The following is a 25,627-nucleotide window of genomic DNA, read 5'->3' on the forward strand; positions in this document are numbered from 1 at the left end:
GTCATATTCCACTGTGACACTCGTCCGCCCAGGGGCAACGCAATAGCGGAAGGCGGAGCATGCAACGCATGCCTCCGCTTCCGCGGAAAGGGCAAACATGACGTCTCAGGATCGGCGGCACTTCCTCAAGCTTTCGCTGGGCGCGGCCGGCGCCGCCTTCACCGCCGGGGTCGTACCGCCGTCGATAGCGAAGGCGCTGGCGATACCGGCATCGCGGCGCACAGGCACGCTCGCCGATGTCGAGCACGTGGTGATCCTCATGCAGGAAAACCGCTCGTTCGATCATTATTTCGGTTCGCTTCGCGGCGTACGCGGCTTTGGCGATCCACGGCCTTTCACTCTGGCGAGCGGACGATCCGTGTGGCACCAGCCCTATGCCGCGTCGCCCGATGACTATCTGCTGCCGTTCCGTCCCGCCGCCGAAGACCTCGGCCTGCAGTTCCTCGAAGACCTTCCGCACGGTTGGAACGATACGCATGCGGCAGCCAACGGAGGACGGTACGACGGCTGGGTGCAGGCCAAGGGTACGACCACGATGGCGTACCTGACCCGCGAAGACATTCCGTTCCACTATGCGTTGGCCGACGCGTTCACCATCTGCGACGCGTATCACTGCAGCATGTTGTCTTCCACTGACCCGAACCGCTACTACATGTGGAGCGGCTACGTGGGCAATGACGGCAAGGGCGACGGTCCGGTGTTGGACAATGCGGAGAAGGGTTACGACTGGACCACGTATCCCGAGCGCCTGGAGCAGGCGGGCGTGTCGTGGAAGATCTACCAGGACATCGGCACGGGCCTGGATGCCGCTGGCGGTTGGGGCTGGACGTCCAATCCGTATATCGGTAACTACGGCGACAATTCGCTGCTGTACTTCGACAAGTACCGTAATGCCCAACCAGGCGATGCGCTTTACGACAAGGCTCGTACCGGTACCGAGATCACCAAGGGGCAGTCGCCCTTCGCCATCTTGCGCGAAGACGTGCTCGCGGACCGCTTGCCGCAGGTCTCGTGGATCGCGGCGCCGGAGGCGTATACCGAGCACCCGAGCTGGCCAGCCAACTATGGCGCCTGGTACCTCGACGGCGTCCTCGACGCGTTGACCGCGAACCCCGAGGTGTGGAGCAAGACCGCGCTTTTCATCACCTACGACGAGAACGACGGCTTCTTCGATCACGTGGTGCCGCCGTATGTACCCTCCTCGCGCGAGCAGGGGTTGTCGACGGTGACCACGGAGGGCGAGCTCTATCCCGGTGGCAATGGATTCGTCGCCGGTGGATACGGGCTGGGTGTTCGCGTGCCGATGCTGGTCGTGTCGCCCTGGAGCAAGGGCGGTTGGGTCTGTTCGGAAACCTACGACCACACCTCGATCATCCGTTTCCTGGAGCAGCGTTTCGGCGTGCACGAGCCGAACATCTCCCCCTGGCGCCGCGCCGTATGCGGCGACCTCACCCGCGCCTTCGACTTCTCGCGGCATGATACCGACGCGCCGCGCCTGCCGGGCACGAGCGGTTACGAGCCGGACCAGAAGGCTCATCAGGATCTGCGTCCGACGCCGCCGTCCGAACAGCACATGCCGCGGCAGGAACCGGGGCAACGCCCCGCTCGTGCCTTGCCCTATGCACTGGACGTGCAGGGCAGGGTGGACGTCGCGGCCGGTCGCTATCGGCTCGAGTTCATCAACCAGGGCAGGAGCGGCGCCTTCTTCCACGTGTTCTCTCCGGCCAGGACCGACGGTCCGTGGGCGTACACGGTGGAAGCCGGCAAGTCGCTCGCCGACAGTTGGACCAGCTTGTACAGCGGCAATGCCTATGACCTTTCCGTCACGGGACCGAACGGATTCCTTCGCCAGTTCGCGGGCAGCCAGCCTGCGGTGGGCGACCGCGGCCGTCATGCCCAGCCCGAGGTGCGCCTGGCGACAGGTGGGCTCGATGGGCTTCTACGCCTGGTCATCACCAACGAAGGCAACGGCACGTGCGTCGTGACGGTCACGCCGAGCGACGACTACACCCATCAGCCGCCGCGCCGTCACTTCCTGCTACCCGGTGGCCGGGTCGAGAGTCTCTGGGAGATCGTCTCCAGCGACCATTGGTTCGACTTCAGCGTGACCAGCGACCACGACCCGCGGTTCCTGCGGCGATTGGCGGGGCATAGGGAGACGGGACGGGCATCGCGGACGGACCCGGCGCTGGGAACGGTGGTAAGCGCGTCGGCGACCGGAGCGGAGACGGTGCTACAGCCGTAACGCTCCTATGACCAGGGCGTTGATGAGAAAAACTAATAAGCCCTAGAAGGATTCATGGGCTAATCATCGAAGTGGCGCCAAGTCAGAATGGCGCCATCATGAATTCCTCTTCGATTACTGCATCTTCCCCGTTCGAGGCAGACCGCCGCCCGGCCCACTGGGGCGGCGTGTTCGCCATGACGCTATGCGTGTTCGCGCTGATCGCCTCGGAGTTCATGCCGGTCAGCCTGTTGACACCCATGGCGGCCGACCTTCGGGTCAGCGAAGGACTGACCGGTTACGGCATCGCCATCTCCGGGGCATTCGCCGTACTTACAAGCCTGTCGATATCGCGGCTTGCCGGCGCCATGAACCGCAAGAGCTTGCTGCTGGCGTTGACCGCGTTGATGGCCGTGTCTGGCGCAGTGGTCGCGCTCGCACCGAACTACACGATCTACATGGCCGGCCGCGCCCTGATCGGTGTAGTGATTGGCGGGTTCTGGTCGATGTCGGCGGCAACCGCCATGCGCCTGGTGCCCGCTGAACACGTGCCACGTGCGCTGGCGATCTTCAACGGCGGGAACGCGCTGGCGACGGTGGTCGCAGCTCCTCTGGGCAGTTATCTTGGCGCGGTAATCGGATGGCGGGGTGCCTTCCTGTGCCTGCTTCCGGTGGCTGCGATCGCATTCGGCTGGCAATGGGTCAGCCTGCCCAGCATGTCCGCCGAGCGCACCACGACCAACGGCAATCTGTTCGCTCTGTTCAAACGCCGGTCGGTCGCGCTCGGGATGGCTGCCTGCGGCGCATTCTTCATGGGCCAGTTCGCCTTGTTCACCTATGTGCGTCCCTTCCTGGAGACGGTCGCGCATGTCGATGCTCCAACGCTGGCACTGATTCTGTTGGGTATAGGCGTGGCGGGCTTCATCGGTACGGTGGCCATCGGCGCCGTTCTGAAGCACGGTCTCTACCGCAGCTTGATCGCCATTCCCGTGCTCATGGCGACCATTGCCATGGCCCTGGTCTTTTCCGGTGCATGGCTGTGGCCGGTGGCTGCGCTGCTGGCACTATGGGGCTTGCTCGCCACCGCGGCACCCGTCGGCTGGTGGAGCTGGCTTGCGCAGACCTTCACCGAAGACGCCGAGGCGGGTGGCGGCTTGATGGTTGCCGTCGTGCAGTGTTCCATTGCCTTGGGGTCGACTATCGGCGGTCTCCTGTTCGACGGCCATGGCTACCAGGGTACCTTCATCGCCAGCGCTGTCGTGTTGCTGGTGGCTGCACTACTCGCCTACCTGACCGCAGGCCGCCGGCTGGATGAGCGACATCCATGCGATGTGGAGAAGATGCAGGTGCGTATTACGCAGCCGTAACCGGTGGCACTACTACTTGTCCACGCCTTCGATCATGAAGATCCGATAGTCGGCGCCCTTGAAGCGGTGCTCGCGTGCTTCGCGATAAGCCGGGCTGTTGTACCAGGCCAGTGCATCGGCCTTTGAAGGAAAGCTGAGAATGACGGCGCCTTCCACCGGGCTGCCTTCCAGGGTCTCGACGTCACCATAAAAGGCGAGGCGCGTTATCGGATGTCCTTGGCCTGCCGGACCGGCTTTCTCGCCATAGATCTTCAGTTCCGCGGGATCGATCGTGCTCTCGCGGGTAAACACCACGTAGGTCGTCATGGCTCGTTATCCTGTGCGAATAGGTCGAGATCGGGCCGCTCTTATGAGTGGCCCGTGATGGATTACCAGGGAAGTGTCTTGCCAAGATAGGTGAAGCTTCCCGTCGGGCCATCGGCACCGATCAGTGCCATGCCGACGCTGCTCTTCGCACCCGTCGGCACGTCGATCTCGCCCTGGCCGCCGTTCATGTCCGTCTGTACGTAGCCCGGATGGACGGCGTTGACCTTGATCGGCGTATCGCGCAGTTCGTAGGCGAGATGGACGGTCCACGAGTTGAGCGCGCTCTTGGAGGCGTCGTATGCCGGAACCTTGAAGTTGTAGATCGGCGAGGTGGGGTCGACGTGCAGCGTCAGCGAGCCCAGCTGGCTCGATACATTGACGATGCGAGCCGCAGGCGCCGCCTTGAGCAGCGGGAGAAACGCCTTGGTCACTTCGACGACCGCGAAGAGGTTGGTATCGAACGTCTCACGCCATGCGTCGAGGGTTTGCTCGGACGGCGCCTTGGCAAAATCATCGACGACGATGCCGGCATTGTTGACCAGGATGTCGAGCTTGCCGAATCGCGCCTTGACCTCGGCAACGGCCTTCTGGATGGTATCGGCGTTGGTGACGTCCAGCGTGATGGGCTCGACCGGCAGGCCTTCGGCCTTCAGCTTGTCCGCGGCCGCCTGGGTGCGGGCCGGGTCGCGGCCCGCGAGAAGGGTGGTGACGCCGGCTTCGGCGAGCTGGCGGACGGTTTCCTGGCCGATGCCGCGGGTGGCGCCGGTGACGAGGGCAACTTTTTGCGTGGCGTTCATTTCATATCCTTGACGGGCGGTTAGCGATAGCGCTGGGTTCGACATGTGGATGGCATGGCGGATTTAAAGGCCATCCGGATCTATGGCAGGGATGCATCGGCCGGGCAGGGGGCTTCGAGCAGCAGGTAATCTTGCGCGCCATCGTTGCCTGCGCCGACCTGTGCGAACTGGTTCGCGTGGTAAAAGGCGAGAGCCGTCGCATTGAGTCGCACGCATTTGAGCTGATAGCGCGTGGTTGACCAGCCCGGCAAAGCCCGCAGGAGCGCCTGACCGATGCCGCGGCGGGCGAACTGCGGATGGACGTGCAGGTGATGGATGAAGTGGGTGGGTTCCCAAACGGAAATGAAACCCACGGGCCGGCTCCCGTCGAGCGCGACCAGCTGCCACTCACCGGCGGTCTGGCTGTCGAAGTCGCCGAGTGCCAGCGACGAGGACAGCTCCCAGGTGAATGTCGCCAACCGAGACTGCAGAAAGAGCTCACGGAGGGCTGGCAAGTCTCCGGGGACGACAGGGCGAATAGTCATGACCATGTCAGTTCTCATTGCGTTCTCGGATACGCATTAGGGGTTGCACGCTCCCACCCAGATACAATGATCATCCAACATTTATGATGGAGAGACGATGCCAAGGATTACTCGGTTCCTGCTTGTGCTGGGGATCTTTCTGACCGGCTGCCAGGGACATCAGGACGGCGCGGCGGCTGCGACTGGCCGTGGCGAGAAGCCGAAGGCGAACGCATCGGAGGTATCGGTCGCTCCTGGCGCGGTAGCCAAGGGACAGCCGTCAAACGGCAGTCCCTACGAACTGCTCGGTAGTGAGGTATGGGACGTGCCCGACCCCGAATCCGGTCGCACTTACCAGGTATTTGTCGCTTTACCCCAGTCTTACGGCGAGCAGCCGGAACGGCGCTATCCCGTACTCTACGTTACCGACGCGGACTATGCGTTCCCCATAGTGCGACAACTGCTCAGACGCTTGAATGGCGAGGGGCCCGCGATAAAAGAATTCATCCTGGTAGGCTTATCCTATGCCGTGGGCGAGGAGGGGATGCCCAGTCGCCGCCGCGACTATACCCCCACTGCCAGCGGGAACGACGATGCACCGCCGGGCGCCGTTCATGGCCAGGGTGAGGCTTACATCTCGTATCTGAGGGACAGGGTCTTTCCATTCGTCGCGCAGCACTATCGGACGGATGAGCATGAGCGCATTTTCCTCGGACATTCCTATGGGGGCCTGCTCGGGACGCAGATTCTATTGACTCGGCCTCAACTATTTTCGGCCTATCTCCTCGGTAGTCCTTCGTACTGGTATGGCGAACACGTCATGCAACGGATGGAGACCGGCTATGCCAAGGACCATCGCGACCTCCCGGCTCGGGTCTATCTCTATGTCGGACAGTACGAGGAGCCACGCTATGGCAAGAAACACAGCATGGTTGCCGATGCGGCCGAGATCGTCCGCGCGCTGAGGTCGCGCCACTATCCATCGCTTCAAGTGACCTTCGATGTGCTGAGTGACGAAGACCATCTGAGCGTCGCGCCTCGCGGTTTTACCCACGGCTTGAAGGTTCTCCTGCCCGATCACGGGCCATGATCCTGGCGCGCGGGGCCATTCAGGCGACGGGCCCGGGTCGCAGCTACGCCGCGCTTCCTCCAGCAGGATCGACCTGTGCGGAACTTCGGCATGGACCGGATTCCAGTGCTATGAGGCTTGCCAGTAGGCGTACCAATCGAAACGAGGTCATGTCAAAGGAAGAATCAAGAACCGCGGTAGCGGAGTCAGCTTGCTGAGTTCATGTTTGCAGCGCGCATAAACTCAAGGAAGGCGCGAAGCTTGCCGGGCATCAGCGTTCGCGATGGGTAATACAGGTAGAACATTTCTGTTGCGGGCGAAAACCGCTCGAGCACAGGCACCAGTGCGCCGGATTTCAATTCTTCAGCGGCGAACTGCTCGAAAACGTACGCGAAGCCGCAGCCAAGCTTGGCTGCGCGAACCGCGGAGCGTTGTTCATCAAAGACGAGACGGCCGTGCACATCAATCGTCAGCGACTGCTTTCTGTGTTGAAACACCCACTCAAAGAATCGTCCCTTGCCGGCGAGGCGCTGGCGAATGCAATTGTAGTTAAGCAGTTCTTGTGGAGACTGGGGTACGGAATGCGCTGCCAGGTACTCCGGGGACGCAACTACTAGTCGGCGCTGCACCGGTCCTAGGGGCACAGCGACCATGTCTCTCTGCAACGCATGGCCCAGCCGTATTCCGGCATCGAATCCATTGGCAACAATGTCACTGAGGTCGTTATCCAACGAAACCTCGAGATTGATCTGAGGATAGCGTTTGAGAAAGCTCTCCAGGTGCGGCTCGATAAGGGACGCATAAGCAACGTAGGACGTGTTGATTCGCAAAGAACCAAGTGGCTGCGTAAAGGTGCCGCCGACGTATGTCAGGGACTGCCTCATCTGCTCAAGCGCCGGGCCCAGCGTACTCAGGAGCAGCGCGCCTGGCTCGCTCAAGGCCACGCTCCTCGTTGTTCGATGGAAAAGACGAACACCCATCTGCACTTCGAGTAGCTTGACCGTCTTCGAAATGGCGGTAGGCGTCACTTCAAGCTCGGCGGCTGCACGCGAAAAATTGAGATGGCGTGCCACCGCCTCAAAGGCAATAAGCGAGGGCAGGTGCACCGGTACCGGGGCACCCTGTGGGGTGGAGGGGGCAGCAGCGCTTCGTTTTTGAACCATGAGTTCATAGTACGTCAACAATTCTGCGGATTCTCGACACGGTCCCCAACTCCTAGTCTCTTCACCGCGGCACCGTGCCGCCAACCAACGAGACCGAGGAACTACGCCATGTCCCCTGACCAGATCCCCGCCCAAAATACTACCAGCCCCTTCGCATCCATGAAGGGCCACCACATTGCCGTGCGTGTACCCGACTTTGAAGAGGCCAAGCGCTGGTACGTGGAAAAGCTCGACTTCCGCGTCATCCGTGAGTGGCCGTACGCCGATCAGAAGCTCGCATATGTGGCGCCGGCAACTGATGACAGCTTCTTTGTCGAGCTGCTTGGCGATGGCAATCCCCATCCGGTACCGAAGCCCGTCTATACGGACTTGGGCGACAGCCTGCGACTGGCCGGCTACCACCACTTCTGCCTGAACGTCGACAGCATCGACGACACGATTTCCGAGCTCCGCCATCGCGGTGTGACGATTGTGACTGAGCCGTTCGAGCTGCCCGTCATCAACCGTCGTTTGGCCTTCCTGGCAGACCCGTGGGGCAACCTCATCGAGCTTGCCCAGGTCATCCGCTGAACACTAGAAAGTCTTTGGAGCAAACAGAATGTCTACTTATCTCCTCATCGGCGCAGGCCCAGGCATAGGGCTTGCCACGGCCCGCCGGTTTGCCGCGCAAGGTTACCGCGTAGTGCTGGCGGCGCGAAACATCGAACGCCTGCAGCGGTTTGTCGCACAGCTTCAACGTGAAGGCCACACGGCCGCAGCCGAACGCGTGGATGCATCGAACCCCACCGCCGTTGCTGCCCTCGTACAACGTATTGGAAGCGACTTGTCGGTCCTCCACTACAACGCAGGCATCTTGCACTACAACAGCCTTGGCGAGCTCCAGGCTCGTCCCTTGGAGTCGGAGTCGGTCGAATCGATCATCTCCGACACGCAGATCAACCTGGTGAGCGCCATGGCAGCAGCCAGGGCAGCAGTACCTCTGTTCGCCGACCGTGCCGGCGTGTCGATCCTGTTCACGGGCGGTGGCTTTGGCATTCAGCCGACCGGCGACTTCCTTACCCTCAGTGTCGGCAAGGCGGGCATTCGTGCCACCGCGTTGGCGCTGTTCGAGCCACTTCGCCGGAGGGGGATACACGTCGGCACCGTCACGGTCAGCCGACTGGTAGGTCCGGACTCAACCGAGGCACTGGAGGTGGCCAATGCTTTCTGGGAGCTGCATACGCAGTCACCGGAAGCCTGGGTCCCCGAGATCGTCTACGGCTGAGCATGGGCAGCAACACCCTGAAATGTCCGTGTACGGACGCCAGAGCTAAGGGATGCTTGGGAAAGGGGAGGAGTCCATATACGGACTTTCCAGAATTTACCTGGTGGCGTCCAAGGCCGCGGGCCAATTGATACGGCTCTCTCCCAGTCCCGATAGATCCTTCTTACGCGGTGGGAATGGTGCCGCCATCGATGACGTATTCGGTCCCGCTGATGGCCGCTGCGCGCGGCGAGATGAGAAAGGCAATGAGGTTGGCGACTTCCGCAGGCTTCGACGGCCGTCCGAGCGGGATGCCGCCCAGCGCGTCCATGATGATCTGCTTGCCGCCTTCGTAATCCGTCCCGGCCTGGCTGGCGAGTCGTTCGGCCAAGGCGACTGCCGCTTCGGTTTCGACCCAGCCCGGCGACACGCGCACGATGCGCACACCCTTAGGCGTGACTTCCTTCGACAGACTCTTGCTGTACGTGGACAGCGCGGCCTTGGCAGCGGCATAGGCCGTGGTGGATTCAGGCAGCGGCAAACTATGCTGGATGGAGGTGACGTGGATGATGACGCCCGCGCCCTGCTCAATCATCTTCGGCAACAACACCCGATCCAGTCGCACCGCCGGAAACAGATTGAGATTCAATTCCTTCTGCCATTCAGTTTCATCCAGCGCGGCAAAACCACCTGCCGGAGCCGACGATCCGCCAAGGACATGGACAATGGCGTCCACGCCACCGAGCCGACTTTCGACGGCTTGTGCCACGGTGGCGCAACCTTCCGAGGTGGTGAGATCGGCTTCGACGAACATGGCGTCGGGAATGAAGTCTGGCTTGGCTCGGGCCGTCGTGAGGATGCGCGCGCCGAGTTCGCCGAGGAGTTCAACAACGGCACGGCCAACGCCCTTTGTGCCGGCGGTAACGAGCACTCGCTTGCCCGCGAGTTCGAGGTTCATGGTCATTAGTGGATCTCCAGAAATTCAATCCTTATCCGGTAGCGAAATGCTCATGTCGGAGCCCTTGATGGCAAACTGTGCGATACAGTAATTTTCGCCATATACTCACCATCCAGCAAGAACGCACAGAAAAGTAAGTTACCCACCTATGGGAAAGGAATACACGCCCGATACGGCCGCTGTTGGTGTCGAGGCCATGCTCCAGTTGCTGGAAGGGCGCTGGAAACTGGTCATCCTGTTCCACCTGTTCGATGGCAAGGTGCAGCGCTTCTCCGATCTGGAAAAGCTCATCCCCGGTATTTCGCAGAAAATGCTGGCGCAACAGTTACGACAGCTGGAGGCGGACGGAATCGTGGCAAGAAAGCTTTACCCCCAAGTACCGCCCAAGGTGGAATATCGACTGACCGACTGGGGGCAAGCTCTGTGTCCCGCACTGGATGCGCTCCTCAAGTGGGCCGAGCAGCGGGACGAGCTGCTTAATGCGATTTAATGGTCGACACGGCGAGTTAGTTAGCCGCTTTGATCAGCTGAAGCAAGCCTAGCCGCCCCAGGCTCTCAGCCGTCGCCACAACGGCCTCCTCGCTCGAACGCGGTGTCCAGCCGAGTAGCGGATTGCGTTCTGCTCGTGGCAAGCCGCACCACCCAGTTCGGCAGTTCCCACATGCGCGCAACGCATCGGCATGGACAATGTCTTGTGGAACGACTTCGGTCCGCTCAATACCGATCGTCAGCGTGCCATCAGGGTTCCACGGTTCTGCCTCGCGTTGAGGTATACGAGTCTCGGTACATGACCTTGAGGATCAGATTCTTCTTTCGCCGCGCACGATCGCCAAGCGCATAGCTGACCAGAGCATCGAAGAACAGAAGCCCGGTATCGCTGCGGCGCGCTTCCACGCAACCGCTAGTGTGGCCCTTTTTGGAGTCGTGCAGATAGAAACTATTTCTGCCGCCGGGTACCTGGAACAGCGGATCGATCCGGACGCGCGTCTCGCCCCACAGGATGTTTACCGGTCCGTTCCCGCCGACCGGCAAGCGTTGTATTCCCGGACGGGTGTTCATGATCGGCCCCCTGCCGGGCAGGTCGCCCTGACTCATCAGCGCGTTCGCCTTCTCCACGGTGTCCTGCATAGGATCCAATTGCGCCAGCAGCACATAGCGGCCTTCCGGGATGGGCCCTTGATCCTTCATGGACTGCGCACTGGCGATCGGAAAATTTCCGGAAGAAGCGTCGAACATCAGGAATTCTTCGGCATCGAGCATGGCCGGAAGCGAACGTCGCCAAATCAGGTATTTTCCGACATAGAACAGATCGACGTCCTTTTCCTTGAAGTCCTCGACAACCACTTCGATTCTGCCAAGATCGACAGTGCTGCGGGTAGCGCTGGACCAGGCAAGGAGGGAGGCCGATCCCGGCTTGCGTCCAGTGACGACGAACGTGCGCTTCCGCTTGTCCGGCACGGGCACGCTTGAGGGCGGTGTGGGGCTGAGTTCCGCGCTCGCAATGCGATGATCGTTCACCGTCAGCAGAACGAAGCCGTCCAGATCCGGATCGCCGGATTCAGCCACCAAAGCGATTGGTTCCGATTCCTCGCCCAATCGCAAGGTGACGCGGCTCATCTTCTTCGGGAATGCGCTAAGCGCGGAGATCAACGCCACGGGAGCCTCCGATCAGGGAGCCGGAAGCAGGCCGTCTTCCTGCAAGATCGTCAGGGCCGTCGGCAAGGCGTAACGATCTTCCCGGATCAGCTCTGCATCCTCACCTGCCTGTGCGCGGGACAGACGGATCTCGTCTGCGATCGGCAGGTAGGTCGGATCGCTGCCCGGTATCGGCGCACCTCCGCCGAACCATGGCAAGCCAGTGCCGAGGAAGAACAGAACGGCATCGGTCATGGCCAGCGGCACCGGGACGACCATCCGGGCGGCCCCTGCGCGGAGGAACTCGCGCGCCTTGGGATCGGCGTGGTCGATGGCCATCAACGACAACCAGTCTGGACTATTGGCCCAATAATGGGGATAGAGCACGTATTGCAGATTGTGCCACTCGAATGCTTGCTCCATGAAAGCGATCAGTTCGCCATCGGCGCCGGCCAGTGCGCCTGGCACTGGCCAGCCATGCACCGGGTCGTTGTGTCCGGTGGTGTCGGGCCACGCGCCGAGCATGCTCGATATGCATGCGTGGCGGCAGAGCGCGTCGATGTCAGGAGTCGGCAACGGCGGCTTCTCCTCGAACGACCGGGCCAGCTTCAGCGACTCCCACTCGGACAGGCGCGCCCGGTAGGCGGACGACAACGTCTGGATCGTGTCCAGCTTCCATTGGTTCACCGCCGCCTCGCTGACACGACAATGCACTTCGACGAATCCCGTCACGCCACGCAGGTCTTCGCTATAGAGCGTAACCGGGATGGTCGCGCCGGGGCCGTACTGGCTGGTAGTCGACACAACAAGCGTCCGCAGATCCTTGTTCGGCCTGCCGAGGATAGTGGGGCCGCCCTCGACCATGAATGGGTTGGGTGGACCACCGGGAATATTCATGAACGTCGCCGGGCGGCCGCCCGGCACGTCGATGATGATATTCGACGCAGTATCGGTGCCGATGCGGTCCATGCCCGTCGCGCTTACGACGATGGTTTCGCCGATGTACCCGTCCGGGATCTTGACCTCCTTGACCACCACGGCGCCCACACGGTCGGGCGGATTGTCCTTGAACTCGGTGCTGCCGAAAGGCATCCCGATGACCTGCGTCGCCAGCGGCGGCGCCTTGATCCCTTCGGCACCATAAAGCGCGGCCAAGCGAGCGGCTTCCTTCGTATCCAATATGTCGAACAGGTTGGCGGGAAGCGGGGTAGGCGCCGGCGGCAGGTCCGGCGGGGCAGGAGTGGCCGTGCCTGGGCGAACGGCCCGCCCCGGTTCGGGAATGAGGAATTCGAGAATCAAGCGCGGTCCCAGCTTGTACGTTGCCGCGTTCCAGACCGAATCCACCCAACGATAGATGCCAATGTTATGGCCCGGTGCCCCGGTATTGTCCACTTGATGGTCGCGTTTCTCTTCGACTTCGATGCGCGTCTTATGGGTGATGCGTTGCAGCTCCCGTTCCCGCACCCGCTCGACGCTGCGGCTCACCACGTCGGTAGCGAATTCGGAAGCGGCTTGCCGGCTTTCGCTTTCGCTGCTGGTGTATTGGAACCCCACATCCGTGCTGACCTTGGTCGGGCCGTATTGGCCGTCGGTTTTCACGCGGGCGTCGAACCCCATGGACGAATTGGCCGTTTCTTGGGTGGTGACGCTCATCTTGCTGCGCTGTTGGGTCGAAGTTTCGTTAGTGCGGTCGGTTTCCGATTCCGTTTCCCGGACCGACTCGTCCTCTTCCACCTTCAAGTACCGCAAACTGTGGGTTTTCTTTTCGCCCTTGAGATAGTTCTTGATGTCCTCGATTTCTCCCATCTCGTATCCGAGCAGGATGTCGCGCACCACGAAGTGATCCACCACGCCAGGCGCGCGCGCGAGTCCTTGCTTTGGCAGCCAGGTCGGTTCGCCGATGGGCACCACGCCGGTGAAGACGATCGGGTGGGCCGCAATCCAGTCGCTGATGACCAGACTGCCGGACAAGGTAGACATCTCGCCGATCAGGGCAACCGCCGTCAGCAAGTCACATTCTCTGGCGATCGCGGCGCGGTCGAAGACGGATGGCCGGGTCATTGCGACCGACAGCATTTCGCGTATCCGGTTGCCATGGAGCGCTTTCGCGCCGGCCAGCAATTCTTGGGGGATGGTGGCTGGAGGGATGTCCTGGGCGAGCTTGCCGATCGTGGTCGTTTTCAAGTCGCGCTGCTTTAGCCACGATGCGACATCGCCAGCGGCGCCGGCTAGTCGGTCGTCGGTACGTGTGTCGCTGGCCGCTATCGCGATAGGACTGGCTATATCGGCCTCCGAGGGGCCGCGTAGTATCGAGAACCGAAAAAGCTGCTGCTCCATCTCGGCGTCTTCCTAAGTCTGAGCCGTTGGGCCAGCCGGGTCTTCAGTCCAGGCCGGATTAAAATGTGTTGAGGCCTGCGCCCATCCATCGATATATGGTGAACGAGGTCGGTGTCCGCCGCCGGCCAAATGCGGGCAATCAGGATGCACACACAAGTAGTCCTGCTTCGCGAACAAAAGATGCTCCCGTCTCATTGCCTCCTCACCCGGCAACTTCTCGGCGACGACCTCCGTCACGACCACCACGCCACGCCCCGAATTATCCTTTCACCGGCGGCCGAATTTTCAAGGTCGTGTACGACGTGGTCGTGACGGATACTTGAACCTCGAAAGCCGGATCGCGACGACGCTCACTCGAGACCGACGGCGTGAAGGTGGATGAACAGTTCAGGCGCAGGTTGGCACCAGAATAGATTGGCGCGTGAGCACAAACGTCTGTACGAATGCCAGTTCCAATGTCCGCTCTTGGCCGGAAGCGTACATTAACTTTAGTCATCACTTACCGTGAGTACGTCAAGGCAAGGGTAGGGCACCGATCGAGGAGACCGTTTCATGGCCCGTGGCATTACCCAAGACCAGGGCAACGCGGCGGCCGACACCATCCTGGGCGCCGACGAGAATCCGACCGTCGAGAAAGTGCGCGCCGAGCTTGGCACGGGTTCACCAAAAACACCATCACACGCATGCTCGACGTGTGGCGCAGCCAACTGGGCGACCTCCGACAATCTTGATCAGCCGGAGCGAGCATCCTTAACTTCGCACTCTTGGTAACTTAGGTAGCCCGTTGCGTCGATTTACAGCGTAAAAGTCGGGCCTTCTTGCCTAGGGACGGCCTTTCGGCGTTGCAGCTGTGAAAGTGCGCCGTATGTTGCGCAATCCTCGATCAATTCCGCAACACCGTCTGATAGCGGCGAATTGCTTGTGGGCATGTATGTTGCGTCAGCATTGAGCGACGAGGCGAGTAGAACGGACTAGGCGGCTGGGAACGTGCCGAATTTGCGCACGCCCCAGGGCATGGGCGCTTGGATACCCTCCCGCGACGAGCGCCTATCGGCGAGAGCGGTCGGGCCGATTCCCCGCGGCGGCCCATCAGGGGAACTGCGCAATGCTCCCCATAAGGGACCTAGAGCGCGTGGCAGAGACACAGCGCATCCCGGGAGATCTTCTTGGCCGGATCTTTACTTCCCAGCTCGTGGTGAAGCGGTCGGACCGCGTCAGCTTCGTACACGAACTCATATTCTCGGCATTTGCTGTCGAGTCGATTGTGCGGCAAAGCAAAGATGACCTCGAGGTGGTCTTTCGGGCCCTATGCGCGCCCAAATACCTGAATGCGCGCTCGCTTATCCTGGGTGCCTACGATGACGAACGATTCGTTACTAGGCTGCTTGATCGAACCGCCGATGTGGAACTCTTACTTGCAGCGTTGAATGGCGAATGCGGGCAGTATGCGCGCGACTGGACAATAACCCGATGCGATCAGATTCTCGAGAAAATGACGTCCGAAGCGGCAGCGGTCAGGTTCTCGTTGGAAGCCGGATCGTGGAATGGGGCAGGCGTCACCGAGACTAGCGTCTTCGAATGGACGCTGTCGGAAGTAGCGCTCATGTCGATGATCTCCGACCGCGTTTGGCGCGGTTTTTATATTGATCGCCTCATGGATGTCATCGGCGTCATGGACCAGTCATTAAGCCAGGGCTTCCACACGCTGAAGGACGAGGCTCGAAGCAAGAACGTTGGCCTGCGCAGCGGATTGTTCGCGGACGCTTACGCTATGCGGGGGAGGGCTGGGATTTCGCAACTGATGGCTTGCATAGCCAACAACATTCCCGCGTTTCGCGCAGATAGATTCAACTTAACAGGGATGCCTGAGTGGGGGCGCGCTCAGACGCCTGGGCAGATCTACTTTCTGCTTACCTTGGGGAGATTCGCAGAGGATAAGGAGGTCGCTCTCCCGCACGTTCTCCCGCTACTGGGGGAGCCGTGGAAGTATCAGGCCTATCACCTGCAGCTCGCGCTCTTAGATTTTGTTCACTTCATTCGCCTGTCCGACGACACCGCACGGCAGGACTTAATAGCGGCCTTGGAAGCGTTACTGCCAGCCGTCGGTCCCTTACTAGCCAGCATGGTGTTCGAATCGCTCGAACACTTGGGCGCATTAGACGAGGAGGTCAGCCAGCATGTCGAAACCGTTCGGGCCGAGTTGCGGGATGTTCTTACCGACACGGTGAGCCCAGGCGCGTGTGGCAGGGCTCGGAGATTGTATGTCGGCCAGTTTGACCACCCGTACTCAAACGCGTATTGCGAGGCCATCCAAGAGCTCAGTACCGATGATCGAAAGCGCCTGCTGACAATGGCCTGTCAAGGCGCGGAGCGCGGCGTTCTTCCGATCTACCTGTGCACCGAATAGTCACCGAGTGCCGAATTCGCGCATAGTGAACCGGCGCATCCGAGCATGAAGAGGGCACAATGTTATGTCGGCAGAGCATGGCGGCAGGGCGAGGGCGCAAACCTTCACAGGGGCCTGGTCAGCACGGCGAGATCGGCGACTTCGGTGGCGTGCGCTGCGCGACGATCGCGATCCGGGCCCCATAGTGCTTATCAGGGCCTCGCATGACCATCCAGTCGGTTCGTATCAGGAATTTCCGGGCCTTCAGGACGCGACCATAGCCTTCGCGTCGGTGACCACGTTCGTCGGACCAAATGGCGCGGGCAAGTCCACCGTGCTCCGCGCGCTGGACTGGTATTTCAACGGGCGCACGGGGCTTCTGTCTGAGCGAGATTGTTACTTTGGCGCAAGTCACCAGGACATACGCCGCTCAAGTTTCGGCGACGCTAGCCGAAATCCCTACTATTCCCGCTATACGCATTCCCTTGCGAGCCAGCATTGAACTGGCCGCGTACGACGATCAAGGATGTCGGTATGTTCTTCACGGTTCTGAGCTCTACAGAAAAACTGCCGCTGGACCGGAAGAGGTGCGTTTACCTACGCACCGATTACTGGGACGACTGGCGCAAGTACCGGACGATGTTTACGTTGCACGTGATTGATGCGGCAGGCCACGTCCACGACATCGGTTCCGTCAAGATCGGGCAGGCCGGCCTACGCCCGGGCGCGGCGGTGGAACCAGGTCAGCGAGCCCCCGAGTTACCCAACGAGTTTGACTCGCTCGACCATGGCTTCTTCTCTCTCGGCCAAGGTGAAGACTATTATGCCGCCCTCGGTCAACTTGATGACGGGCTCGGGAGAGAGGTCTTTAAAGGTCTTCGTGACTGCGCTAACGATCTCAGCCTATTCGATGCGTACCTCAACGAGTACGTTATGGAAGAATCCCTATTACGCGACGTCTCTCGACAAACGGTACGTAGTCGATTTCACCGGCTTTCCGTAGGGAACGCGCAACTCACTAAGTTTCAGTTTGAGTTCACGCTGCGACACCCGCAAGGCATCGAGCCACCGCTGATGTCGTTCGACGTCGTCCCCGAATCCAATCCGCCGTCCAACGTCCACGTACTTATCGGACGCAATGGGGTAGGGAAGACGAATTGCATGCATCAGCTAGCACTTACGCTTTTGGGCAGAGCGGATACCGAGGGAAATCCGTTCGGCCAAGTTGCCTTAATTCCGGTTGATGGGGAAGAGTGGGCATTTTCCGGTTTGGTGATGGTGTCGTTCAGTGCCTTTGACGCGTTCGATTTGCAGCCTGCGCCGCAAGACACGATACCCGCGCATCAGGTGGGTTTGCGCCATCATGTCGAGGTAGCGGCTGACGGCCCCTCCAGTGACAACGAACGAACGGATCTCTCGAAGGACTTTCGGCAAAGCCTGGAGCGATGCCGTCAAGGCTTGAGGGCGGCACGGTGGCAGAGGGCCATTGAGATGCTGGAAGTCGACGATTTGTTCGCGGAGGCACAGATCTCGGCGCTTCTCGGCTTGTTGGGCGACGATATAGACGACTGGAGACGTCGAACTGAGGACTTGTTTGAGCGACTCAGTTCCGGGCATGCCATCGTTCTCTTGACTATTACACGTCTGGTTGAATTGGTGGACGAGAAGACTCTCGTACTTTTGGACGAGCCGGAAGGTCATCTGCACCCGCCACTCTTGTCGGCCTTCGTTCGGTGCCTCTCCGATCTTTTGGTCCAAAGGAATGGAGTGGCCATCGTCGCTACGCACTCGCCTGTGGTTCTTCAGGAGGTACCGCGTTCGGCCGCGTGGAAGTTGCGCAGAAGTCGCGCCGTGTCTGTCGTTGAGCGCCCTACAATCGAGACTTTCGGTGAAAACATTAGCCTTTTGACTCGCGAGGTCTTTGGTCTTGAGGTGACGCGCTCCGGCTATCACAGCCTCTTAGCGAATGTCATTCAAGCGGGCGGGACGTACGAGGAGGTATTGAACCATTTCGATCAGCAGCTAGGCCAAGAGGCGCGGGCGATAGTCCGATCCCTGATTGCCGCGCGCGACGAGGTGTGAGAATGCAGTCCCTCAAACGCCCAGATTTTACGGCCCGCGCCACTCTTAAATTGTGTGTGGAGAGCATTCGCGACAAGGACCTCGCCGCGCGCTTAGATGCAATTGCGCCTCTTGTCGATCAGGCTGAGAGTGAATACTTGGCGAGAGCCGCCAAGGCCGAGTGGTACAAGATTGATGCAACGCCGACCGTCGGCGATTTGCGCGTAGATGAAATGAAACGCCTCTACAAGGGGACCTTCGTCAAGAGCGTAGGCACGCGAAATATCTACGATGCAATAAAGAAACAGCCGAAGAACGATATTTGTCCGTTATGTGCTCAGCGCACTGTGTCCACGCTCGACCATTACCTGCCTCAAACAGGCCATCCCGCGCTCGTGATCACCGCAGTCAACTTGGTGCCAGCCTGTCAAGAGTGCAACAAGATCAAGCTGGCCACCACCGCGGATACTCCCAATCAACAGACGCTTCATCCGTATTTTGACGACGTGGATGCCGAGCGTTGGCTCCAGGCTACCGTGATGGAAGGAAACCCGGTTGCGATCCGTTTTTCGGTTGCTCCATCCGAAAAATGGGACGAGATAATCGCATGCCGCGTAGAACGCCATTTTAAGCTTTTCGACCTCGCAGCGCTCTACGCGTCTCACTCGGCTGTCGAAGTGGAGGGGATGCGTCATGCGCTTCAGCAAATCGCCTTGCGCGGCCATGCGGAAGCGGTGCGTGATTATTTAAAAGAGCTGGCAACGAGCTGGGCGCAAAGTCACCGCAACGGCTGGCGAGTCGCGACATATGAAGCGCTGGCTGCCTCAGACTGGTTCTGTGCCTCCTTCGCCAGCATGGCAATGACAGCGTCCTGAACCACAAATACATTGCCGAACGATGCGTCAACCGCCATACCAGTGGCGCTGATCGCGTAGGGAAGATCTAGATGTCGCTCGACCCAACGCCAGGGGCTGGAGGTGGGCGCACTGGCGGTGTCAGCCAAATGAGCTCCTGTCGCACAAGACGCGCCGACTACACGGGCGCCATCGTCGATCCAGTGCGGGGCGAGCGTTAGATGCTTGCTAATTTAGCCCGTACGAGGCTGAAACGATCAATGTTTAGTTCCGCACACTGGATGACGCAGTCAAACGGCAAGTAACATGGCTAAGCGGGGAGCGGCAACCAGCATCCAGCCATCTACGAATTCGCATAATGTATATTATGTAAACTTGTGAAACACCTCTGGCATGTCGACATGCTCAACGCCAACCGACGTCCGGACAGCGGCGACATCGACCTACAGGTGCTTTGGCACGCTTAGTGCCAAAGCTCCTGCAGATGTGCGCTATTCAAGCTGGGCAGCCAGTGGCCAAACCACAAGCTTGCGGCCTGACGAGCCGATGAACCGCTGCGCTGGCGATACGAGTCGGATGCGAGACGCGACTCGGACATAAGGAAGGCCTTACTCGCGGAGTGCGCATTTGGTGCGAGCAGTCATTTGCGAGCTGACGCCATCATTACCTTGCTTGATCCAAGTTGAAGTAGCCAAGCGGAGTACCTCCTCCAAGTCCCAATCTGAAGTAGTCGCCCTTTACCGAAGGACCTCCGAGTGGGCCTTTCAGCCAAAGATACGCATCGCAAACCTCATTGCGACCAATCGTGAGTTGATTTTTCTCAATTTGATATGAGAGTGGGTCTGATATTGGAAAGAAATTCTTGTCCTGCGTCGTCGATGAAACGATCTCCAAAACCTTCCAATCGCCACTAATGCAAGATTGCGCCTGCTCGTCTGTGAACTTCACCTTGAGAGTGGCAACAACACGATGTTCGGGATTCTCGATGGATAGTATCCACGGACCGGAAAGCTCACTACTGCACACTGAATTGGAAAGAATGAGGCTGGCGGCGACGAGTAGCGCTTTAAGAGGTGGTTTCATCATGGGGTTCAACTCCTGGTGAGACGTAACTTGGACACATCTCTGCGTTATGTCCACCTGGGTGGCGGGCGTCTCGGTGGAACATGCTCAAGGGCATCCGAACCTATTCAAACACCGAAAGATCAACCGCCTCCCCCATCGCCTTATACCCCGCAGCCCCCGGATGTAACCCATCCTCCGATCCGAACTCCGCACGCATGTTCGCCGGGTTGGTCGGATCTCTGGCAATTCGATCGAAATCGACCACGCCATCCGCCTCCCGCGACGTCCGTATCCAACGATTGACCGCTTGCCGCGTTCGCTCGTTCTCCGGCGAATAGTGCGTCATGGAAGCACCGAACGGCATGATCGTCCCCATGATGACCTTGACGCCACGCGCATGAGCGCGGGCGATAATCTGTCGATAACCGGCGATCAGGTCCTCAGGCGTAACGACGGGGTTATTGCCGAACACCGTATGCCCCGACATGCCGATATCGTTCGTACCTTCGAGGACAAAGAGGTGTGATAGCCCATCGATCCGCAGAACGTCGCGGTCCAGACGGGCGAGCGCGGACGGTCCCCAACCGCCGCCCAGGACACGATTGCCGCCTATGCCGGCATTCACGACGGCATAGTCACCGCCACTCCGGCGCGCCGCGAGCCTGCTTGCCAACGCTTCCGGCCAACTGCGGGTTTCCGTGAGCGCGGGACGATTACCATCGGTAATGGAGTCACCGAGTGTTGCAATGACTCGCCGGGAGGGCGGCGACAAAACGGCGACGCCCGTGACGGTGGACCTGCCCACCATCGGCGTTCCCCCGGCAAGCTCGCTCTTCATCGTCTGGTCGCCAGCTGCCACGACGACCGTACCGCCTCCCAGAGGATCGAGCTTGAATGACCCTGTGGCGTAGGTGCTGACGATCAGTTCGGTGCCGGGTGCCACCGGGAGTGCGATGGGATCGCTCAGGACCGGAGCGCCCACAGGGACGGTGACATTGTGACGGCCGCTAAAAGTGACAGATTTAAGCGTGCCCGGTTTGGACACATACCCGTCTCCGGCGAGCCCGACACTCGCCGCGGCAAGAACCAAGGGCTCCGTCCCTTCCTCGTTCGAAACGCGGATGCGAATCTGCGGTCCCCGTGCCGACACGGCGAGGCGGACTCGCTGCGTACCGCTCGCGGTTTGCGGCCGCATCTGCTCGACCGCCGCCGGCGGCATCTTGAATTTCTCCACCAACATCTTCACGAACTCTGGTGCCAGCGGATCGTAATGGGCAGGACTGGATTGGTAGGCCTCGCGCCAGACCTGCGTTTCCGTCGGCGCTGCCGATGTCTGGGCCACCGCGCCCAGAGCGCCCGTCACCGCAAGCGCAATTCCGAAAAATCCAGCTGTCGAAAACAGCTTTGTAGCCATTAGGCTCTCCTGCACAGGGACACGAAATCGTGTTCGATCAGCCGCCGTACTGCTTCGGAATCGGCAGCTCCGGCCGCTCGCCCTGCCAGTAGATCGTCACCACCCACCAGCGCTTTCCGTCGAACAAAAGCTGAAAGCTGTTGATGCCCCGCTGGAATGGCTTGCCATCCTTCTCGTGGCGCGACTCGTAAGTGCTGAATACCTGGGCGATGTTGCCGAAGCGATCTTCCGTGCGATGTGCCTCGCGCTCGAAGAACCCATCCTTCTTCAGCAAAGGATCGCCGAGCCGGATGTAGTCATCCACGCTCATGACATGCGCCGAGGTGACTCCATCTTTTCCCGTACGAGCCGAAATGAGGCGTGCCCCCGGCACGAACAGCGAACGCATTCGGTTCCAGTCGCGCTCCTGTCCTTTGGGACCTGAAATCACGTCGTACACCGCTTCGATGATCGCGCCCATCGAAGAAACATCCGAGGGACGTGCCTCGGGTGTTTCCGTCGTGCTCGTGGCGGCTGGGACCGTTGCAGCGGGAGCGCTCTGCGCAGCGGCAGGCTGCAACGGAACACTGGCGAGAACCAAGGCGCAAAGCAGCGTCGACGCACGAAGCAGCACAGTTTCCACAGCGTCCCCTCCCCTGTCAGCGGCATGCTGAAGCTCGCACGATAGGCAGCCGCGCGACGGCTAGCAAGTGCGGTTCGTTATCCCGAGCGGTATGCCAGGGTACCCTCCCCTGGCATGCTGGCCAGCAACGATCGTCCTTACGCGGCTCTGCCTGCGAGCAGCTCATCCAGCTGCGCGAACTGTTCGGGCAGGCCTTCCGCCGAACCAGAGATTGCTTCGTCGAGGGCCGCACTCGTGGGATAGATTTCGTGCAGGGTGACCAACGTCTTGCCGGCATGTTCTTCGAAGGTCACCGTGGTCACGGCGCCCTGATCGCTCTCTTCATTCGTCCATACCAGGCGCTTGTCCGGCGTTACCTCTTTATACGTGCCGAAGAACGCCATCGGTTGATCGAAAGCCGGATGGCGGAACACGAGGCGATACGTGCCCCCGGTGCGAATATCCATGTCGCACGAGACCAGCGACATGCCCGCCGACTTCGGAACCCACCAGAGTTTGAATAACTCGGGCTTGCTCCATGCTTCGAAGACGATGTGCACGGGGGCATCGAACGTTCGCGTCACGACGAGCTCGCGATCGGACTTGCGGTTCACGGCGGTCTGGTTCACGGCGGCACTACCTTCTCTTGCGTTGGTCATCTGCCTTCTCCTTGCGTTTCAAGTGTTCGACTAGCTCGTCCAGAGCGTCGAACCGCGCGCTCCAGAGTTGGCGATGCCGCTCGATCCAGGCAGCCTCTTCTTCCAGCCGGCGCTGTCCGAGCTTGCAGGTGCGTACACGTCCGACCTTCTCCGTGGTCACGAGCCCCGCCTGCTCCAGGATGCTGACGTGCTTCTTCATGCCCGTGAGGGTCATCTGAAATCGTTGGGCAAGATCGGTGATCGAGGCGTCCGAACCCCCGAGTTGCTCCAGCACGCCGCGCCGGGTGACATCGGAGAGCGCGGCAAACGTCGCATCGAGGCGGGCTTGATAGTGAACCATATGGTTCACTGTAAGACAGGCATGGGAGATTTGCAACCGGAGCACTTAAGATCTCCCGCGTCACTCCGACCCGAGGAAACATCCACATGAAGAAGCTGGTAACCGGGATCTTGCTCGGCGGCGTGCTGGCAAGCGCCACTCATGCACAGACCAATGCAGGCGATCAGACATCGGATCCCGATCTTCCCTTCACCATGACGAAGGTGGCCAGCCTCGATCTTCCCTGGCGCATCGCGTTCCTGCCCGACGGCCGCATGCTGGTGACGGAGAAAGTCGGCCGGGTGGCCTTGGTAACCCAACAAGGCGCCAAGACCGACGTCAAGGGCGTGCCGGCCAGCTATTTCGAAGGTCAGAACGGCATGCTGGGCGTCTTCCTTTCACCCCACTACGTCCGCGACCACTATGTGTACCTCACGTATGTCGCACCCGGTGACTATGGCGGTGGCCTGGCCATGGGCCGAGGCAAACTCGTGTTGGATGGCGATCAGCCCCGGTTGGACGACTTCCAGGTGCTTTGGCGCCAGATGCCCACGGGCAAGGGTGGCCAGGCCGGCGGCCAGATCGCCTTCTCACCCGATGGCAAATATCTCTTCCTCAGCGTGGGAGACCGCCAGCGTTTCACGCCCGCGCAGGATCCCGATCAGCCGGAAGGCAAGATCTTGCGGTTGACGCTCGACGGCAAACCCGCGCCGGGCAATCCATGGGCAGGAAAGGTCGGTGCCCGCACCATTCCGTTGATCGATCCGGCGACCGATACCGAGGCAGCCAAGACGGCCCCCGTCGTCAGCACCTATACCTTCCCCGGTCCGAACCTCACGCCGGCCGAAACGTGGTCGACCGGCCATCGCACGCCGTATGGCCTCGCCTTCGGTCCCGATGGTCGACTGTGGGAACTCGAGCACGGCCCTCGCGGTGGCGACGAACTGAACCTGATCCAGCGCGGCAAGAACTACGGTTGGCCGCTGGTTTCGTATGGCCTCAACTATAACGGCGTGCCTATCCCCAGCGCCGATACGCGGCCCGATCTCGTCAAGCCGGTGATCTATTGGGTGCCGGTGATCGCGCCAGGCAATCTCATGTTCTACAAAGGCAGCCTGTTCCCGCACTGGAAGGGCAGCGCCTTGGCCAGTGGCCTTGTCAGCGAGGGCTTCATTCGCATCGCTTTCGACGGCAAGGGCGGCGCCACCGCGGTTCAGCGGTGGAGCATCGGCAAACGCGTCCGCGACATCGAAGAGGCGCCGGACGGTTCGCTCTGGCTACTTGAAGACGCCGAACCCGGTGGCCTGTTCCGCCTCACACCGAAATAAGGTTTCGCCGCCTGGGGCACGTGACGTGCCTCAGGCCGAAGACCCTTGGCGCGGAGCCAACGCCGTGTCGCGCGTACGCGCGACACGTTTTCGCAGCAAGGACCCGAGCACGTGCAACGCGGGCCGCGGATCACTCCACCGGAATACGTGCAGATCCGCCCTCGCCCACTGCACCGCCAACCTTAAGACGCTGCCGATTTCCTGCTTCGGCGTTCGCCCGAGGCTGGACAGGTCATGGTGGAGATCGACGCACAACTTGCCGGTTGGATAACTTCGTGTGGCCACCCGCACCGGCTCGCCCAGCGCATCCTGCCAGGCCATCTCGCACACGTTCACCCCGTAACGGGCGGCGAATTCGACATACGTCCATGCGCGCGTGTTGACCTCGATGATCCTGAACTGCCCGTCTCGCGGATCGCGCTTGAATTCGGCGCTGAAGATGCCTCGGTAACCAACGTCGTCGAGCAGGCGGCGCACCTGCCCCACCGCCTCCTCCGTCCCAGCCAGCGGAACGGACCGCGAGCACGAGCTGTTTCCGAAATCGGGCGGAGACATGCGCATCCGCTGGCGGACGAACAGCCCGGGATAGGCGCCGCTGGTGTCGCGGAATCCGTCCACGAAGAAGTGCTCGGTCGCGGGCCCGGGAATGTATTCCTGGGCCATGAGCGAGAAGCCCTGGGCATGCAGACGGGCCCATGTGTCCCTCAGCTCGTCCCGAGTGCGGACCCATACACCCTTGACACCCACGACGTCACTGAATCGCTGCGAATTCACTGGCTTGATGAAAACGCGCTGCAGCGTTTCCATGGGAACAGCGTCGACCTCGGCGAGCGAACCCAGGTGGAAGGTTCGAGGGTGTGGAATTCCCAAGCGCTCCAAGTGGCGGGCAAAGCTGGCCTTGTCCTGCAGGAGCGCCTGGACCGCATGGCTGGCGGTGGATACCGGGAATCGTTCCTGGAGGTCGGACGGCAGACCGGACAGCCACATGGCGATGTCGTCCGCGCCGGCGATCAGGACCGCACGCTCCAGCGATATCGCGCGCAACGCGTCTTCCGCGGCGGGGCCCGGGCGACCATCCCATGAAGCTCCCGGGACAGGACGATACCAGCGCGATCGCGTCGTGAGGTCGTCGGGTGGGCATGCCACATAGGCGGGAATCCCGGCCATCGTGACGGCACGCAGGATGCCGAGCGCGGTGGCCCCCTGGCCCATGACGATGACCGGCACACGGCCGGCGTCGACAACGTTCATGATTCCCCCTCGCGCGCACCGCCCTGCTGGTGACGGTTCCATTACATCCCAAGACTGCGCGAGGCGGCAGTCGGCCGCATGGCCTAT

The 25,627-nt window shown here is 60.8% G+C and carries 26 protein-coding genes; 12 read left to right on the forward strand and 14 right to left on the reverse strand.

The genetic code is table 11. The features are described from left to right. Nucleotides 1–97 precede the first annotated feature (97 nt). Together ACN9M2_RS09830 and ACN9M2_RS09835 are read left to right on the forward strand one after the other, a co-directional pair. Nucleotides 98–2,245, forward strand: coding sequence for a phosphocholine-specific phospholipase C (locus ACN9M2_RS09830; protein ID WP_426284557.1), 2,148 nt, complete (start codon nt 98–100; stop codon nt 2,243–2,245). Nucleotides 2,246–2,433: 188 nt separating this feature from the next. Further along, nucleotides 2,434–3,591 carry an MFS transporter gene (locus ACN9M2_RS09835; protein WP_426284558.1) on the forward strand — a complete coding sequence of 386 codons (1,158 nt, stop codon included), beginning with the start codon at nt 2,434–2,436 and terminating at the stop codon, nt 3,589–3,591. 12 nt (nt 3,592–3,603) lie between these two features. Here ACN9M2_RS09835 and ACN9M2_RS09840 read toward each other — a convergent pair whose 3' ends face one another. From ACN9M2_RS09840 to ACN9M2_RS09850, 3 genes are all read right to left on the reverse strand, one after another. Further along, a complete protein-coding gene (locus ACN9M2_RS09840; RefSeq protein ID WP_426284559.1) occupies nt 3,604–3,897 on the reverse strand; it encodes a DUF1330 domain-containing protein in 294 nt (97 codons plus the stop codon). Nucleotides 3,898–3,959: 62 nt separating this feature from the next. Next, nucleotides 3,960–4,694, reverse strand: a complete 735-nt coding sequence (locus tag ACN9M2_RS09845) for an SDR family oxidoreductase (RefSeq protein ID WP_426284560.1) — start codon at nt 4,692–4,694, stop codon at nt 3,960–3,962. Nucleotides 4,695–4,774: 80 nt separating this feature from the next. Beyond that, complete coding sequence (locus ACN9M2_RS09850) at nt 4,775–5,152, reverse strand: GNAT family N-acetyltransferase (protein ID WP_426284561.1); 378 nt, start codon at nt 5,150–5,152, stop codon at nt 4,775–4,777. Between the two features lie 163 nt (nt 5,153–5,315). Here ACN9M2_RS09850 and ACN9M2_RS09855 point away from each other — a divergent pair, with 163 nt between their 5' ends. Then, a complete protein-coding gene (locus ACN9M2_RS09855; RefSeq protein ID WP_426284562.1) occupies nt 5,316–6,287 on the forward strand; it encodes an alpha/beta hydrolase in 972 nt (323 codons plus the stop codon). A 185-nt stretch (nt 6,288–6,472) separates the two neighbouring features. On the opposite strand, the gene ACN9M2_RS09860 is transcribed toward ACN9M2_RS09855, so the two are convergent. Continuing rightward, entirely contained in the window at nt 6,473–7,447 is a 975-nt protein-coding gene (locus ACN9M2_RS09860; protein WP_426284563.1) for a LysR family transcriptional regulator, read from the reverse strand. Between the two features lie 90 nt (nt 7,448–7,537). Here ACN9M2_RS09860 and ACN9M2_RS09865 point away from each other — a divergent pair, with 90 nt between their 5' ends. Beyond that, nucleotides 7,538–7,999 carry a VOC family protein gene (locus ACN9M2_RS09865; RefSeq protein ID WP_426284564.1) on the forward strand — a complete coding sequence of 154 codons (462 nt, stop codon included), beginning with the start codon at nt 7,538–7,540 and terminating at the stop codon, nt 7,997–7,999. A gap of 28 nt (nt 8,000–8,027) precedes the next feature. Next, complete coding sequence (locus ACN9M2_RS09870) at nt 8,028–8,693, forward strand: SDR family NAD(P)-dependent oxidoreductase (protein WP_426284565.1); 666 nt, start codon at nt 8,028–8,030, stop codon at nt 8,691–8,693. Between the two features lie 163 nt (nt 8,694–8,856). Here ACN9M2_RS09870 and ACN9M2_RS09875 read toward each other — a convergent pair whose 3' ends face one another. After that, complete coding sequence (locus ACN9M2_RS09875; protein ID WP_426284566.1) at nt 8,857–9,636, reverse strand: SDR family oxidoreductase; 780 nt, start codon at nt 9,634–9,636, stop codon at nt 8,857–8,859. A gap of 142 nt (nt 9,637–9,778) precedes the next feature. On the opposite strand from ACN9M2_RS09875, the gene ACN9M2_RS09880 reads away from it, so the two are divergent. Further along, nucleotides 9,779–10,120, forward strand: a complete 342-nt coding sequence (locus tag ACN9M2_RS09880; RefSeq protein ID WP_426284567.1) for a winged helix-turn-helix transcriptional regulator — start codon at nt 9,779–9,781, stop codon at nt 10,118–10,120. 16 nt (nt 10,121–10,136) lie between these two features. Here the strand turns inward: ACN9M2_RS09880 and ACN9M2_RS09885 are convergent, their stop codons facing one another. From ACN9M2_RS09885 to ACN9M2_RS09895, 3 genes are read right to left on the reverse strand one after another with little or no spacing between them, the layout of a single operon-like run. After that, nucleotides 10,137–10,403: a hypothetical protein gene (locus ACN9M2_RS09885; RefSeq protein WP_426287892.1), complete on the reverse strand. Its 267-nt coding sequence runs from the start codon at nt 10,401–10,403 to the stop codon at nt 10,137–10,139. Then, nucleotides 10,369–11,286: a hypothetical protein gene (locus ACN9M2_RS09890; protein WP_426284568.1), complete on the reverse strand. Its 918-nt coding sequence runs from the start codon at nt 11,284–11,286 to the stop codon at nt 10,369–10,371. Before ACN9M2_RS09890 ends, ACN9M2_RS09885 begins: the two co-directional genes overlap by 35 nt. Nucleotides 11,287–11,298: 12 nt before the next feature. After that, nucleotides 11,299–13,602, reverse strand: a complete 2,304-nt coding sequence (locus ACN9M2_RS09895) for a hypothetical protein (protein ID WP_426284569.1) — start codon at nt 13,600–13,602, stop codon at nt 11,299–11,301. Between the two features lie 552 nt (nt 13,603–14,154). Between ACN9M2_RS09895 and ACN9M2_RS09900 the strand changes: the two genes are divergently transcribed. The 5 genes from ACN9M2_RS09900 (at nt 14,155) to ACN9M2_RS09920 (ending at nt 18,924) form a co-directional block, all read left to right on the forward strand. Then, complete coding sequence (locus tag ACN9M2_RS09900; protein WP_426284570.1) at nt 14,155–14,373, forward strand: DNA-binding protein; 219 nt, start codon at nt 14,155–14,157, stop codon at nt 14,371–14,373. Nucleotides 14,374–14,734: 361 nt separating this feature from the next. Further along, nucleotides 14,735–16,009, forward strand: coding sequence for a hypothetical protein (locus tag ACN9M2_RS09905; RefSeq protein ID WP_426284571.1), 1,275 nt, complete (start codon nt 14,735–14,737; stop codon nt 16,007–16,009). Nucleotides 16,010–16,073: 64 nt separating this feature from the next. Further along, a complete protein-coding gene (locus ACN9M2_RS09910; protein ID WP_426284572.1) occupies nt 16,074–16,490 on the forward strand; it encodes an AAA family ATPase in 417 nt (138 codons plus the stop codon). 32 nt (nt 16,491–16,522) lie between these two features. Then, nucleotides 16,523–18,070: an AAA family ATPase gene (locus ACN9M2_RS09915; RefSeq protein WP_426284573.1), complete on the forward strand. Its 1,548-nt coding sequence runs from the start codon at nt 16,523–16,525 to the stop codon at nt 18,068–18,070. A 2-nt stretch (nt 18,071–18,072) separates the two neighbouring features. Next, the gene (locus ACN9M2_RS09920; RefSeq protein WP_426284574.1) at nt 18,073–18,924 is read left to right on the forward strand and encodes a hypothetical protein; all 852 of its coding nucleotides are present in this window, start codon (nt 18,073–18,075) and stop codon (nt 18,922–18,924) included. Nucleotides 18,925–19,566: 642 nt separating this feature from the next. On the opposite strand, the gene ACN9M2_RS09925 is transcribed toward ACN9M2_RS09920, so the two are convergent. The 5 genes from ACN9M2_RS09925 to ACN9M2_RS09945 form a co-directional block, all read right to left on the reverse strand. Further along, a complete protein-coding gene (locus ACN9M2_RS09925) occupies nt 19,567–19,989 on the reverse strand; it encodes a hypothetical protein (RefSeq protein ID WP_426284575.1) in 423 nt (140 codons plus the stop codon). Nucleotides 19,990–20,089: 100 nt separating this feature from the next. Continuing rightward, on the reverse strand, nt 20,090–21,382 hold the full coding sequence (locus tag ACN9M2_RS09930) for an SGNH/GDSL hydrolase family protein (RefSeq protein WP_426284576.1): 1,293 nt from the start codon (nt 21,380–21,382) through the stop codon (nt 20,090–20,092). 37 nt (nt 21,383–21,419) lie between these two features. Further along, nucleotides 21,420–21,842, reverse strand: coding sequence for a hypothetical protein (locus ACN9M2_RS09935; RefSeq protein WP_426284577.1), 423 nt, complete (start codon nt 21,840–21,842; stop codon nt 21,420–21,422). A gap of 299 nt (nt 21,843–22,141) precedes the next feature. Next, a complete protein-coding gene (locus ACN9M2_RS09940; RefSeq protein WP_426284578.1) occupies nt 22,142–22,612 on the reverse strand; it encodes an SRPBCC family protein in 471 nt (156 codons plus the stop codon). A 7-nt stretch (nt 22,613–22,619) separates the two neighbouring features. Beyond that, complete coding sequence (locus tag ACN9M2_RS09945) at nt 22,620–23,027, reverse strand: ArsR/SmtB family transcription factor (protein ID WP_426284579.1); 408 nt, start codon at nt 23,025–23,027, stop codon at nt 22,620–22,622. Between the two features lie 41 nt (nt 23,028–23,068). On the opposite strand from ACN9M2_RS09945, the gene ACN9M2_RS09950 reads away from it, so the two are divergent. Next, nucleotides 23,069–24,289, forward strand: a complete 1,221-nt coding sequence (locus ACN9M2_RS09950; RefSeq protein WP_426284580.1) for a PQQ-dependent sugar dehydrogenase — start codon at nt 23,069–23,071, stop codon at nt 24,287–24,289. A gap of 30 nt (nt 24,290–24,319) precedes the next feature. Here ACN9M2_RS09950 and ACN9M2_RS09955 read toward each other — a convergent pair whose 3' ends face one another. Beyond that, nucleotides 24,320–25,540, reverse strand: a complete 1,221-nt coding sequence (locus ACN9M2_RS09955; protein WP_426284581.1) for a hypothetical protein — start codon at nt 25,538–25,540, stop codon at nt 24,320–24,322. Nucleotides 25,541–25,627 lie beyond the last annotated feature (87 nt).

Origin of the sequence: Luteibacter sp. E-22 (assembly GCF_049913125.1) — a bacterium.
GTDB lineage: Bacteria > Pseudomonadota > Gammaproteobacteria > Xanthomonadales > Rhodanobacteraceae > Luteibacter.

Excerpts from the sequence above, each read along its gene's own strand:
- ACN9M2_RS09830 (WP_426284557.1), top strand. The coding sequence starts at position 98 with ATGACGTCTCAGGATCGGCGGCACTTCCTCAAGCTTTCGCTGGGCGCG.
- ACN9M2_RS09840 (WP_426284559.1), bottom strand. The coding sequence starts at position 3,897 with ATGACGACCTACGTGGTGTTTACCCGCGAGAGCACGATCGATCCCGCG.
- ACN9M2_RS09845 (WP_426284560.1), bottom strand. The coding sequence starts at position 4,694 with ATGAACGCCACGCAAAAAGTTGCCCTCGTCACCGGCGCCACCCGCGGC.
- ACN9M2_RS09855 (WP_426284562.1), top strand. The coding sequence starts at position 5,316 with ATGCCAAGGATTACTCGGTTCCTGCTTGTGCTGGGGATCTTTCTGACC.
- ACN9M2_RS09865 (WP_426284564.1), top strand. The coding sequence starts at position 7,538 with ATGTCCCCTGACCAGATCCCCGCCCAAAATACTACCAGCCCCTTCGCA.
- ACN9M2_RS09870 (WP_426284565.1), top strand. The coding sequence starts at position 8,028 with ATGTCTACTTATCTCCTCATCGGCGCAGGCCCAGGCATAGGGCTTGCC.
- ACN9M2_RS09875 (WP_426284566.1), bottom strand. The coding sequence starts at position 9,636 with ATGACCATGAACCTCGAACTCGCGGGCAAGCGAGTGCTCGTTACCGCC.
- ACN9M2_RS09880 (WP_426284567.1), top strand. The coding sequence starts at position 9,779 with ATGGGAAAGGAATACACGCCCGATACGGCCGCTGTTGGTGTCGAGGCC.
- ACN9M2_RS09895 (WP_426284569.1), bottom strand. The coding sequence starts at position 13,602 with ATGGAGCAGCAGCTTTTTCGGTTCTCGATACTACGCGGCCCCTCGGAG.
- ACN9M2_RS09900 (WP_426284570.1), top strand. The coding sequence starts at position 14,155 with ATGGCCCGTGGCATTACCCAAGACCAGGGCAACGCGGCGGCCGACACC.
- ACN9M2_RS09910 (WP_426284572.1), top strand. The coding sequence starts at position 16,074 with ATGTCGGCAGAGCATGGCGGCAGGGCGAGGGCGCAAACCTTCACAGGG.
- ACN9M2_RS09915 (WP_426284573.1), top strand. The coding sequence starts at position 16,523 with ATGTTCTTCACGGTTCTGAGCTCTACAGAAAAACTGCCGCTGGACCGG.
- ACN9M2_RS09920 (WP_426284574.1), top strand. The coding sequence starts at position 18,073 with ATGCAGTCCCTCAAACGCCCAGATTTTACGGCCCGCGCCACTCTTAAA.
- ACN9M2_RS09925 (WP_426284575.1), bottom strand. The coding sequence starts at position 19,989 with ATGATGAAACCACCTCTTAAAGCGCTACTCGTCGCCGCCAGCCTCATT.
- ACN9M2_RS09930 (WP_426284576.1), bottom strand. The coding sequence starts at position 21,382 with ATGGCTACAAAGCTGTTTTCGACAGCTGGATTTTTCGGAATTGCGCTT.
- ACN9M2_RS09935 (WP_426284577.1), bottom strand. The coding sequence starts at position 21,842 with ATGGGCGCGATCATCGAAGCGGTGTACGACGTGATTTCAGGTCCCAAA.
- ACN9M2_RS09950 (WP_426284580.1), top strand. The coding sequence starts at position 23,069 with ATGAAGAAGCTGGTAACCGGGATCTTGCTCGGCGGCGTGCTGGCAAGC.
- ACN9M2_RS09955 (WP_426284581.1), bottom strand. The coding sequence starts at position 25,540 with ATGAACGTTGTCGACGCCGGCCGTGTGCCGGTCATCGTCATGGGCCAG.